This window comes from Dyadobacter chenwenxiniae (assembly GCF_022869785.1).
Classification (GTDB): Bacteria; Bacteroidota; Bacteroidia; order Cytophagales; family Spirosomataceae; genus Dyadobacter; species Dyadobacter chenwenxiniae.
Map to the genome: position 1 here is coordinate 4,957,261 of NZ_CP094997.1, position 12,210 is coordinate 4,969,470.

Here is a 12,210-nt window from a genome sequence, read left to right on the forward strand (position 1 = left end):
TCGTTCAGGGTTAGGAATTACACCAGGCCGGCCGCATTTTTCAATGCTTCCACAATTACATTCGGGCCAAGTTTCAGTTTAAATGCATTGTGCTTGTAAGCCTTCGCACCTTGCATGGGTATTTCCGCAACCTGCCTGAAAGTTTCCTCAGTCGCTTGCTTGCCCACCAAAGCTTTTTCCGCCTCTTTCAACCGCCAGGGCTTGTGCGCCACACCGCCCATTGCAAGCCGGGCATCCTTGATCACCTTTCCGTCCATGTTCAAAGCCGCCGCCACCGATACCAATGCAAAAGCATACGAAGCACGGTCGCGGATCTTCATATAGTGGCTGTTTTTGCTGAATGCATTATCCGGAATCTCAACCGAAATGATCATTTCGTTGCTTTGCAGCGTATTGTCCTTTTCGGGCTGGTTTCCCGGAAGCCGGTGAAATGTTTCAAACGGGATGCGTCTTTCTCCTTTTGGACCGGCCACTACAACCGTCGCATCCAATGCTACCAACGCAATACACATGTCGCTCGGGTGCACGGCAATGCATTGTTCACTGGTTCCAAAAACGGCGTGCATTCGGTTCAGCCCTTCCAATGCGCCGCAGCCGGAACCCGGTTCCCGTTTGTTGCAGGGCAATGCCGTGTCGTAAAAATAAGGGCAACGCGTACGCTGCATCATGTTTCCGCCCACGGTCGCCATGTTCCTGATCTGCGCCGAGGCGCCTGCATTCAATGCGTGTGAAAGCAACGGGTGCTTTTCAATAATCAGTTTATGATCGGCTACGTGGCTGTTCAATGCCAGCGCACCAATGATAATTTTCCCGTTTTGCTGCTGTATATCTTTGAGCGGAACTTTGTTAATGTCGACGAGCTTGGTCGGTGCTGTAATGTTCCGTTTCATTAAATCGACGAGATTCGTGCCGCCGGCAATGAACTTCGCATTCGCACTGTTTGCCAATCCGCTGATCGCCGCTTTCGTGGTCGTTGCGCGTTCGTATTGAAATTGTATCATGATTTTTGCCCCCCGTTTTTAACTTCCTGAATCGCCTTCACAATGTTGGGATATGCGCCGCAGCGGCATATATTCCCGCTCATAAATTCCCTGATGTCATCTTCACTGTTGGCATGACCTTCGTTAATACAGGCAACGGCCGACATGATTTGTCCGGGTGTACAGTAACCGCATTGAAATCCGTCGTGCTTGATAAATGCCTGCTGCATCGGATGCAGCTGCTCGCCTTTTGCCAGTCCTTCGATCGTCGTAACCTCCTCGCCTTCATGCATAATGGCCAGGCTCAGACAGGACAAAACGCGCTGACCGTTCACATGAACCGTGCACGCGCCGCATTGACCGTAATCACATCCTTTTTTGGTCCCGGTCAGATCCAGCTGCTCGCGAAGCACGTCCAGAAGTGTCGAGCGAGGTTCCAGGCTGAGCTGCTTTTTTACGCCATTGACCGTCAGATTTACGGGCGTCGTTTCAAAAGCTGTGCTTATTTTTTCTCCCAGATTATATGCTGCTGCTTTTCCCACAGTTGCAGGTGCAACGGCAATGGCAGTCAGGATGGAAGTTGTTTTCAGGAAATCGCGCCTGGATTCGCTGCTATGCTCTTTTTCAGGTTTTTCTGTTGGATTTTGTTTGTCCATGGTGATTGTTGATTAGTGCACGAAGCGACGTTTTGAGGAACTATAAAGATCGCGCCAGGATTTGTTGATTTCCTGAGCATGAAGCATTTCAATGTTGGCTGCAAGAAAAACTTATTATTAAAGCTGCTTTACCATTTTTGCTGGAATTCCTGCCACGACTGTATTCGGAGGAACGTCGCGGTTGACAACCGCGCCTGCTGCAACAATGGCATTTTCGCCCACGGTCACGCCGGGAAGGATTGTAGCCGCCGCGCCGATCCATGCATTTCGTTTGATAACAATCGGTTTGGGAATGAGTGTGGTGCGGTTGCCGGGATCGAGCGGGTGGTTTTCGGAAGTAAGGTTCACCCGCGGACCGATTTGTACATCGTCTTCGATCGTGATCCCGCCGATGTCCAGAAACGAGCACGCATGGTTGATAAATACATTTTTCCCCAGCCGTATCGACCGTCCGAAGTTGGTATGAAACGGCGGGAAAATGGTTGTAGATTCGTCTATTTCACTGCCAATGATTTCACTAAGCTGCGCTCGCATCTGGTCCGGTTCCATCGCGGTTGCATTCATTTGCACACACAACCGGATCGTCCGGGAAACTGCCTCCGCAAATTTCCCATATTCAGGATCATCTTTCCGAAGCAGCTCACCGGCCTGTAACCGAGCGAAAATGTCTTTTTCCGTATGCATGCTGTTTTCTTTATTCCAATTCGAAACTCACCGTTACATTACCCGCACCCACGGCTGAGGCAAGGCCTGTTGCATCATCCACACGCCCGAGCCTGGTGTATGAATACTGTGTTGAGAAACTTTTGTAAAACAATACCAGCACGTTGGAACCGTAAAGCATTAAGTCGCCATTTCGGATCGTGCCGGGGTTTGAAGCGTTTGCAGGAAGGTTGGATGGGAAGTTATAAAGCTTCTCATTTCCGTTCAGCTCGCTCATGTTCACCGTCAGTGGCAACCTTGCTTTGAATGCTTTTACCGTGGCATTATTCAAAAGCGTAGCTGAAAAAATCGCCGACCCAATCCTGATCCTCAACCGGTTGCCTGTTGAATCCCCCGGCTGTGCACCGGTTTCATCCACCTCCTCTTCCAGATTTTCGGCGGGAATGTTACCGTCTGATTTACAAGCCATAATCCCGAGTAAAAATATACCGAGTGCCAGTGTCAAACATTGTTGTTTTCGTATGAATGCATTTTTCATTATTTCAATTTTTTAAAGATTTCCAGCATCGTGTCCGAGTCAAGCGCATGCATATCCACGAGCTTTAAGGCTTTGACCATTTTTTGCGTGGTTGTTTTATAATGCTGAAAATGCGGGGTTTTCAAATGCGACTGGTAAGCGGCGCTATCGGCATAGATCTCCACGATCCGGATCTGGTTGGGCTGCTCTTTGATTGACATTGGAAAAATAGCCAGCACGCCCGGCTCCTTTTCGACCGAGGCTGAGGATTCTTCTTTCAAAATGGCATTGTACTCCGCCAGAAACTCCGGCACAATCTCTATTTCGGAGATCCTTACCATCATGTCTTTTTCGATGACAGGGGTCAAAGGTTTCGAAATGATTGTTCGCAATGTGTTTCCCTGTGTTTTGCTGACGTGTTTTTCAATCAGGTCGGCAATTTCGGCGAGCTGGTTTTCGGTGATGCCTGTATTTGTTCCCATTTTCACGTGAGCCTGCAACTGCGATGTGACGCCCGGCATGGCCGTTAATGCAGAAATAGTGACTATTTCGCGCTGCTGGAAAGTCAGCACCTCACTTTCGAAAATGTCGGCAAACAAATGTTCTTTCAGGAACGCATCGATCCGTGGGGCAAATTCGCCGAAGCCGGGAGCTGGTTTTGTCTGTGTTGTTTTGGTCAAAGTTTCCAGCACTTTCCGGCCTTGCTCGTATTTGTCGGCAGGTTTATTTCCAGTCAATGCTGCTTTCCCCTGCTGGTCGTTCTTGCCACTTGCCTTCCGCTTTTCGACTACATTCATCAATGTGGTGATGGCGTTCAGACTTCTTGGAAAACCGCAGTAAGCATAAAGCTGAACCAGGATTTCCTTGGTTTCTTCAACCGTCAGCCCCGCATCCAAACCTGCATGGAGCTGCGTGGATAAGCCTTCCATATCGCCGGCCGCAGTTAATGCGGCAATGATTGCAATGCTTTGCTGCTGAGGGCTTAACGCCTGGCTTTCGCCTGATTTATCTTGTGCATTCATCGCAGTCGAGCTGAGAACGAAAATAAGCAGTGAGAGAAGTTTGAACCGGCTCATGGTGATCGTTTTCACTGTTTATTCGCGACATTGTAATCTTCCTCCGAAACCGGTTTTAACCAAACTACATTGGTCTCTCCTTCGTAGTTAGTGATTGCGATATGTACCATTTTGGTTTTTGCGGCTGCTCCGTGCCAGTGCTCTGTATTTTCCGGGATGTTGACAACGTCGCCCTTTTTAATGGGCTGGGCTGGTTTGCCTTTTTCCTGATAAAAACCTGCTCCCCCGGTGACGATCAAAACCTGTCCTCTCGGGTGCGTGTGCCAGTTGGTGCGTGCTCCTGGCTCGAATGTCACGCTGCCCATCATGAAATCATTGTTTTTATCTTTCGCTATCATTGGCGTCAGGAAGGCATTTCCAGTGAAATAAGTGCCTGGCAATGGATTCCCTTTTGGAAAAAGCGGTGTGTCATCCGTCTGTGTCATGCTCGCTTGATTTTTAGTTTGTGAAAACGCCGCAGTCGAAAGCATTGCTCCGAGCAGTATAATGTAAGTTATTGATTTATTGACGAGTATCATTGTTCTACGATTTTTGTGACATTGAATAGGACAAAGTTCGTCCACCGGACGCGCACTGGTTTTATACAGGTTACAGGAATATTTACCACTTTTACTGATTAGGATAATTACATCGCATCGGTCTTGCAAGCAGTGTTATATTTGGTCTTAAAATTGCCGGAATATGGAACAGGTAGAAAGAATAGATACGGTAAAGCAATACAACAACTGGATCGGTGTGGAGACGCTGCATCCGCTGGTGAGTGTGATCAACTTCAATGAAATTCCCACTGTGCAGCACTTCCGGCGCTACATGGGGATTTATGCTGTTTTTTTCAAGAACATCAAATGCGGCGACATCATTTATGGGTGCCAGCCCTACGATTACGATGACGGAACGCTCGTTTTCATATCACCCGGGCAGGTTTACGGCATCGATAGCAAAGGCGTGGTCACCAAACCCTCGGGCTACGCATTGGTTTTCCACCCCGATCTGATCGCCGGAACGCATCTGGGGCGGATGATCAAGGATTATTCTTTCTTTTCCTATGAAGTTAATGAAGCGTTGCATTTGTCTAAAAAGGAAAAAGAAACGATTGTGGATTGCCTTGAAAAAATCAATTCCGAAATTGACCAGAACATTGACAAGCATAGCAAAACGCTGATCGTTTCCAATATCGAACTGTTTCTCAACTATTGCATGCGGTTTTACGACCGTCAGTTTATCACCCGCAGTAATGTCAACAAAGACATTCTGGTGCGTTTTGAGGAGCTGCTCAATGATTATTTTAAATCGGGAAAATCGCAGACATCAGGCTTGCCCAGTGTTGCCTATTGTGCAGAGAAATTGAACTTGTCTCCCAATTATTTTGGTGATTTAATCAAAAAAGAGACCGGACATACTGCGCTGGACTTCATCCAATCCAGGTTAATTGATGAGGCGAAAGTCAAGATATTCGAAGCGAACCAGCCACTCAGTGAAATTGCTTACCAACTGGGATTTAAGTATCAGCAGCACTTTACGAGGCTTTTTAAACAAAAAACCGGCGTTACGCCCAATGAATACCGGAATCTGAATTAATGATCCCATCACTTTATCTTGCACCACATCCTAAGATAGAAACAAAAGCCAGCCAAACATTCTGTTTTTTATACCGCTGTTTTCCTGATGCGGCGCGTGCGGCTCTGGCAAGATTTTTATATGCCCCATCCCATTCAAAAAAACAGATCATGAAACAGTGCAGATTTATACCGCTGACATTAGCGATAATCGTAGGCTTTTGTGTCCCCGCATTCTCGCAGATCGAGATCGTTGAACGATTGCCGAAAGACGCCTATGTTGTCAATTGGGAGCCGGTTTTCCGCAACATCATTGCCTCCTATGTCCAGCTTCCGGGTGATTCACTTGAATATCGGAAAGTTAAAATTTATGTGCTCTACAAGCCCCGGGCAAACAGAGTCCACGAAGAAGAACCTTACAAATACAATGACCTGACCCGGTTGAGATACCTCGGCGCCGTCCTTATCCGCACCGGACGAAAATTTACCAAGATACTGGATAACAGCGTTCTGGGAGTCGAAAATTTTCATCTGACCACCGAAGATCAGCTCTTGAACAATGAAATGGTGTCGGCTAGATAGGGGCTGCGCAAATTTTGGATGAGATAGTCCAGTCAGATGATCGCTTCCAATTTTTTTTTATGGGCGCCATTCCAAGTCTTTGTTTTCATCAGTTGGGATCAACTTTCCATAACCCTGCAATCGCAACATGATAAACGTCAAGAGCTCTTCGGAGATCCTGGGAGGAAACATAGACTTCAAGTATTTCCGCTTGCCATTGAAATACACTATCAAGGTGATATCAGGTGCATCATTTCCCTTAATGTTTCCAAATCTAAGGGTTCTCAAATTGCAGTTTTGTAATTGCTTTATCAATTCGTTGTAAGTATCATCGTCCAATACGGCCTTATACCTGCCCGTTGGCAAACCTCTTTCTAAACTACCAGTGTTGTTTGTATATCGCATATACATGCTTTTGCTGCTGTCTACCTGCATTGCCACTGTCGGACCATTCCAGGCCCGAGAGGCATGATAGAATAGTTTTTCGAACTTGATTGTTTTATCAACGAGATAACGAGCCAGTTTTTCGTTCTTTTTGCCAAATATATACCGCTTGTATTTATCAAGCTCAAAGTTTAGAGCCTGGATCTGTTTATCTTTTTCGGATATCAATTCCAGCGATTTTTTATGTGCGGCAATCGCCTGCTCATAAAGTAATTTATAATCCGTCGCTGCATCTTCCATACCTGAAGATACGATACAAAATCCGCCGAAATAAGTTATAATGGCCCTTTTTAGATAGATCTCTCCTATGAGATTGACAGCTGCTTTATACTGATATCGTTTTTTGAGGCGGACTGAATCCAGCAATAAACCTTGTAAAAGGTGTCAATTGCTGGCTGGTGATGGATATTTTCTCCTTTATGCCATTCAAAAGTACCTTGTTCCAGCTTTTTGACATACAGAGCAAACCCACCCTCGTCCCACTGCAGCAGATGAATCTGATTAAGCCGTTTGCCAAGAAAAACGAATACATCACCGCTTGCTGGATCAAAGCTCAACTCATTGCGGACTAGGCCAGCCAGGCTGTATATGCCAAAGCGCATGTCGGTTGGAATCCGATATAAAAAGTAACGGCACCTGTAAGATAAAGCCAGCATAAATAATCAGCTTCTTGATAAAGATGCGTCCAGAGAGCCGAATAGTGCTACACGCGCTCCCGATGGAAAAGTAATTCCCGCTAGCGCATGTTGAAGGACCTGCATGAACGTTAGTACGCAACTGATTTCCTCGCGATACTCTCATAGCGGTTAGCAACGGCGTCAATCTGAGATGGATTGCCATTTAACGTATGATCGAAAAACGCATCTAATAAGCTGACAGTTGCCTTATGCGTTTTTTTCGATTGTTGACCAATACTTAAAACATACCCCGCCAACAGGCGCGCAGGAGGTGCTAACAGGAGCGGTACATCCGTAAAACTGTAATGATCGGCGTCTTCCAGTTCGTATCGATACCCACCGTGAAATTGCTTGAATAACGCCTGATTGCCCGCTTCATATCTTTCAAACCGATCTACTTCATCTTTTTTACTTTCTATTAATAGAAAAGGACGATACACAGTTGATTTGGGTAACCCGCCGTACAGGGTGCCATCTATATTGACCGCTGCTTTAATTCTCGACTCATCAGCCATGGCTGATGCACCCGTAGCGCCACCTAAAGAATGACCTGCGATGCCAATCCGGTTCAGGTCAAGGGAAGTGAAAAAAGTATCAGCATTAGAACTTTTATTTTCTATTTGATTGATTACAAACTTCACATCAGCAACACGAATGTCGAGCCGGTCTTTCATAAACCCAAGTCGGTCAGGATCCCCCGGTTGAAAGTTTTCAATCGTGGTGGCCAGTTTGCCGTTTGCTAGTTGCGTAATAGCGGCTTCATAGGGATGATCCAGACAGAGAACAACGTAGCCATGAATTGCCAGGCCAACAGCAAGGCTGGTATAAAACGCGCGCGCGGCTCCATAGCCTGGCAGAAAAAGCACAACAGGCCACTTTTCCCGAGCTTTTGCTGGTGCTGCATTTATTAATGCATAAGTATCAATTTGATCGTAGTGGTCCATTAAAAAGCTTGGTATAACACTCACCTTTGGCGGTAAAGTGGGCAACCCATCCAGGTAAAGTGAGTGGGTTCCTTTCGCGTCCCCTTGTGTTGGGTACCAAGCTTGAACAATTACATTTCTCTTATCAAAAGGGTCCTCGCTTATTTGTTCAGCTCTGGTTGAATCTACCCAGCGAAAAATCTGGGTTCCGACAGAATACTTGCCGACAGGCTTTGTTAAACTAGGAACTGGTAGAAAAATAGCCCAGGGCACCAGGGCAACGACCGTTAAGATCCCTAAACTAAGGTGCAGAAGTTTTCGACGCGATCCTAGTTTGCCGTAGATTGCGATCATCAACAAACAGCTCTGCAAATAAGTTGGAATATATTGCCAATAGAAACCTTTCCAAAAAAATTGAATTACTAATAAAAGGGCTAGTAAGCCTGTTGAAATAGTCAGTATGCTGTTGGCCCGCTTAGAAGAGATTATTACATAGACTGTAGTGATCGCCAGCATTACCAAAATCAGGATATCCAAGCTATTCATAGATTATAGCAGCAATTTAAAAACAAATTTAAGATGGATTGGTCGCAGTAAAGATCCTAACAGAATCACCGAAGTGGGTTACCTACTCTCCCAACTCACCGATCAACTGAGATAAGAAAACTGAAAACTAGTCATTGTGCAGTTGTCAAATTTATGCTAAAATTAGCAATCCGTTAGTAATGAGTTATTGAAAAAGCAAAGGATACCCACTCACTAGAAATCATAGTCGTAAAAATTAAAAACAGTAAGTCGGTACCTGTGCGGTTCAATTAGGTACTAGTTCTCTTATTTACATGTATTTATAACCTTTTTGAGAGTACTATTAGATGATTACATTTAATTCCATGATCAAATAGTGGTTCATTATAGTTGTTAATGTTACTGTCAAAATAATGCTTGACGAGGTAATCATATTCAAATCCCATTTTCTGATAAAGATATAGTGGCCCTATATTAGGGGTAGAAGTAGCAATAAGAATGGTTTTATATCCTTTCTGTTTAGCAATTTGAAAGGAATTTTTTATCATTTTTGTTCCAATTCCCTGACCTCGCATATTCTCAGCAACGGCAAGATTTTTTATCTCAATAGTTTCGGAATTCACAGTGACAAGTACACAAACTCCAATTGTTTCATTTTCAATCACTGTAAGATAGGTTTCTCCGCTTGATAGATAACTATCAACTAGTTTTTTCGAAGGATCAGCATCTAACAGTAAATTGTAAGGAATTTTGTCGTTATCGTTTAACATCCTAATCTGGGAACTAATTACTAACTGGCTTTCTTTTTCTGGTAATTCCATAATCGTTAATAACATTTTAGGGCGGGTCGTTTTGACTATATCATTGTTGTTGCCATTGGTCAAATAGCAATAATATCCGCCTCGGAAATGTTCGGAGCGGATATGGCCATAACAACCTTTATCTTCGCGATGGAATTGTGCCTGCTACTAGGTATTTGCGCCGGTAGTGGGATCAATGATGGTTTTAACTTCCGCAATGGAATTAATTGGGAAATTTCCAAGCCGGGCGTGCTCTCGTATCACCTCCTCTGACTCAGCAATGTGGACACAGTAAAGTTTATCATTTGTCACAAATGATTGTATCCAATGATAAGGCACACCGAGTTCGCTGACTGTGGCGCACGATAATTGCGAGATAGCCTGCAATTCTTCTCCAGAAAGATTTCCCAAACCAGGAATATCTCGTTCGATAACAAATTTTTTCATGTGATTTTTTATTTGTTTACAATTTGGTCACAAAGGTATCGCGCACTGGTTATATGGATTTTGGTATTATTGCCCATATTACTAAGCAAAATTCCCTATTTTAGAATAGCAGGTGCATTTAATTTTCATCGAAACCATCTACTTACTACTATTAGGGATTACAACAGAATGGAATCCATTTTGCAAGACAAATTCAAATACGGCTCCCTTTCCCGGTTCACTTAAAACCTCAATGGAAGAATGATGTAATTCAAGGATCTTTCGGACGATAGCCAACCCCAGTCCTATCCCATTCGAGGATGCGATATGCAGGTCGGCCTGTTTGTAGCGTTCGAAGATCTGCTCCTGATATTCCTTGGCTATCCCCACGCCGGTGTCCGTAACTCTTACCCTAACGCCGTTGCCGAGTTCGAGGAGGCCTACTGATATTTGCCCGCCATCCGGAGTAAATTTGAAAGCATTGTCAAGCAGGTTTTGGAAAACCCGCTCTGTCAGTGCGATATCCGCGAATACCGTCGGCAGAACGATGGGTGCTTCGAGTGTCAGGCGGATACTGCGTTCCGTGGCTTTCAGCTGGTAGGCACTGACAATGTCAGAGACCAGCTCGCCTATCGGAAACAGCTCTTTTTGCGGTGTAACGACATTGGCTTCCAGTTTCGAGTATTGGAACAATTGATCCACCAACCCGGAAAGCCTTTTAGTGCCCTCGTGGACAATGGATAGATACCGGTCGGTTTCCGCGTGGGACAGGGAATCACCTTTGATCATCAGCGTTTCCACATAACCCTGCATAATCGAAAGCGGCGTCCGCAAGTCATGCGACACATTCGCGATCAGCTCCTGACGGAACCGATCGGCCGCAGTGATCTTTTCGATGTTATCGACAATGACATCGGCCATATCATTGAAGGTAGAAGTGAGTACACCCAGATTACCCTTTGCGTAGCCACGTATCCTAGCTGAGTAGTCTCCATCCTTGAAGGTTTTCACTACGCCCGCAATGCTGCAGATGCTATCAGTGATCAGAAAAAAAGTCACTACCCCCACCACAAACGCCCCTAGCAGGGCCGCAAAAAATATGTAAACAGCTAGCCGGAAATAAAGGTCATCATTGAGCGAGCCGAGAATCTCCTTTTGCTTTTCGCTTGCGAGTACCGCATATACATACCCCGCCACCTTCCCATTTTCAAAAACAGGTGCGACAGAGAAAATGCTTGCTTCGTCGGGATTTTTAGGATTATCTCCCAGCGGCCGCTTGCTTGAATCGGCCGCCAGCCATTCCCTGACCTTGGCCATGTCGACTTTGTTCATTTGAACGGTAGCTTGGGGTACTACATAATCGGTGATCTTGCCGAGTGTATCGAGCAGGTATACTTCCACACTCGGATTGGCCACCATCGTTGCATGTATGATATCGTGCGTAACCGTCGTATCAGGCTTTCCGTTTTTGATAGGTTGGGTAAAAGAGGCAAGGTGCCCCGCAATGTCACCATAAAGCTGCTGATGAGCGGCCATGTAATACGATTTGGAAAACCGCGATCCAATTAAGACGAACACCAGGGCAAGCACTAGTAAAAGGCTCGCAAATACGCCGCTGATCTTCCAGAATAAAAGGTTTCCACGGATGGTTTTTACAGACATATTACAGGTCTTCATTAAATCGGTAGCCAATGCCCCAGGTGGTTAATACAAATGACGGATTGGAAACATCCACTTCAATTTTTCCTCTGAGCCGGTTAATATGTGTGTTAACCGTATGCTCATAGCCTTCGAAATCGTAACCCCAAACCAGACTCAGCAGCTGTTTGCGGCTATAACTCCTGCCAGGATTGGAAGCCAGCAGGACGATCAGCTCAAATTCACGCGGCGAAAGCTCGATGCGCTCCCCGAGTAGCATAACTTTACGTTTCTCAATATCGATTTCAAGACCGGCAATGCTGATCTGCGGTGGCCGCGGCGTGCTATACCTGGCCTTTTCTTCGCTCCGGCGAAAAATGACGCGTACACGTGCAATAAATTCCCTGATGCTGAAGGGTTTGGTAAGGTAATCGTCGGCGCCTGTTTCAAGGCCCATAACCTTATCAATTTCTTCTGACCGCGCAGTAAGCATCATTATTGGCGTTTGTCGGTCGTTCTGCCTTACCTTTCTGCACACTTCCATCCCATTCATGCCTGGCAGCATTACATCCAGGATAATCAGCTCGAATGCCGAATCCAATGCCCTCTCAAGACCATTCTGCCCATTTTTTTCAGCAACCACCTTACATCCCAGATCAGATAGATGGATGGTCAGCAGCTCTGTGATATTGCTGTCGTCCTCAATGATCAAAACATTTCTTGTATCCATTTGCCCCCTGATTTTCTGCAAGTTCATAAATAAAACAG

At 45.5% G+C, this 12,210-nt stretch carries 15 protein-coding genes; 2 read left to right on the plus strand and 13 right to left on the minus strand.

The features are described 5' to 3' along the window. Window positions 1-17: 17 nt before the first annotated feature. From MUK70_RS21140 to MUK70_RS21165, 6 genes are all read right to left on the minus strand, one after another. Window positions 18-1,001: an FAD binding domain-containing protein gene (locus MUK70_RS21140; protein ID WP_234655013.1), complete on the minus strand. Its 984-nt coding sequence runs from the start codon at window positions 999-1,001 to the stop codon at window positions 18-20. Beyond that, on the minus strand, window positions 998-1,636 hold the full coding sequence (locus tag MUK70_RS21145) for a (2Fe-2S)-binding protein (protein WP_234655014.1): 639 nt from the start codon (window positions 1,634-1,636) through the stop codon (window positions 998-1,000). The genes MUK70_RS21140 and MUK70_RS21145 overlap by 4 nt, the downstream gene beginning before the upstream one ends. A 117-nt stretch (window positions 1,637-1,753) precedes the next feature. Beyond that, window positions 1,754-2,320 (minus strand): sugar O-acetyltransferase, encoded by a 567-nt coding sequence (locus MUK70_RS21150; protein WP_234655015.1) that lies wholly within the window; start codon window positions 2,318-2,320, stop codon window positions 1,754-1,756. Between the two features lie 10 nt (window positions 2,321-2,330). Further along, complete coding sequence (locus tag MUK70_RS21155; RefSeq protein WP_234655016.1) at window positions 2,331-2,837, minus strand: cyclophilin-like fold protein; 507 nt, start codon at window positions 2,835-2,837, stop codon at window positions 2,331-2,333. Further along, window positions 2,837-3,907 carry a carboxymuconolactone decarboxylase family protein gene (locus MUK70_RS21160; RefSeq protein ID WP_234655017.1) on the minus strand — a complete coding sequence of 357 codons (1,071 nt, stop codon included), beginning with the start codon at window positions 3,905-3,907 and terminating at the stop codon, window positions 2,837-2,839. Before MUK70_RS21160 ends, MUK70_RS21155 begins: the two co-directional genes overlap by 1 nt. Next, on the minus strand, window positions 3,904-4,317 hold the full coding sequence (locus MUK70_RS21165) for a (R)-mandelonitrile lyase (RefSeq protein ID WP_234655018.1): 414 nt from the start codon (window positions 4,315-4,317) through the stop codon (window positions 3,904-3,906). Before MUK70_RS21165 ends, MUK70_RS21160 begins: the two co-directional genes overlap by 4 nt. 256 nt (window positions 4,318-4,573) lie before the next feature. Between MUK70_RS21165 and MUK70_RS21170 the strand changes: the two genes are divergently transcribed. Together MUK70_RS21170 and MUK70_RS21175 are read left to right on the plus strand one after the other, a co-directional pair. Further along, window positions 4,574-5,470: a helix-turn-helix domain-containing protein gene (locus MUK70_RS21170; protein ID WP_234655019.1), complete on the plus strand. Its 897-nt coding sequence runs from the start codon at window positions 4,574-4,576 to the stop codon at window positions 5,468-5,470. 149 nt (window positions 5,471-5,619) lie between these two features. Next, a complete protein-coding gene (locus MUK70_RS21175; protein ID WP_234655020.1) occupies window positions 5,620-6,030 on the plus strand; it encodes a hypothetical protein in 411 nt (136 codons plus the stop codon). A 57-nt stretch (window positions 6,031-6,087) separates the two neighbouring features. Here the strand turns inward: MUK70_RS21175 and MUK70_RS21180 are convergent, their stop codons facing one another. The 7 genes from MUK70_RS21180 to MUK70_RS21210 all read right to left on the minus strand — a co-directional run bounded on the left by MUK70_RS21180 (window position 6,088) and on the right by MUK70_RS21210 (window position 12,172). Next, a complete protein-coding gene (locus MUK70_RS21180) occupies window positions 6,088-6,693 on the minus strand; it encodes a plasmid partition family protein (protein WP_234655021.1) in 606 nt (201 codons plus the stop codon). 65 nt (window positions 6,694-6,758) lie between these two features. Next, a complete protein-coding gene (gene tnpB / locus MUK70_RS21185) occupies window positions 6,759-7,109 on the minus strand; it encodes an IS66 family insertion sequence element accessory protein TnpB (RefSeq protein ID WP_255716374.1) in 351 nt (116 codons plus the stop codon). 110 nt (window positions 7,110-7,219) lie between these two features. Further along, entirely contained in the window at window positions 7,220-8,599 is a 1,380-nt protein-coding gene (locus MUK70_RS21190) for an alpha/beta hydrolase family protein (protein ID WP_234655023.1), read from the minus strand. Window positions 8,600-8,898: 299 nt separating this feature from the next. Beyond that, on the minus strand, window positions 8,899-9,399 hold the full coding sequence (locus MUK70_RS21195; protein WP_234655024.1) for a GNAT family N-acetyltransferase: 501 nt from the start codon (window positions 9,397-9,399) through the stop codon (window positions 8,899-8,901). Window positions 9,400-9,546: 147 nt separating this feature from the next. After that, window positions 9,547-9,825: a DUF4242 domain-containing protein gene (locus MUK70_RS21200; protein ID WP_234655025.1), complete on the minus strand. Its 279-nt coding sequence runs from the start codon at window positions 9,823-9,825 to the stop codon at window positions 9,547-9,549. Between the two features lie 138 nt (window positions 9,826-9,963). After that, window positions 9,964-11,466, minus strand: coding sequence for a HAMP domain-containing sensor histidine kinase (locus MUK70_RS21205; RefSeq protein ID WP_234655026.1), 1,503 nt, complete (start codon window positions 11,464-11,466; stop codon window positions 9,964-9,966). Window position 11,467: 1 nt separating this feature from the next. After that, entirely contained in the window at window positions 11,468-12,172 is a 705-nt protein-coding gene (locus MUK70_RS21210; protein WP_234655027.1) for a response regulator transcription factor, read from the minus strand. Between the last annotated feature and the right edge of the window lie 38 nt (window positions 12,173-12,210).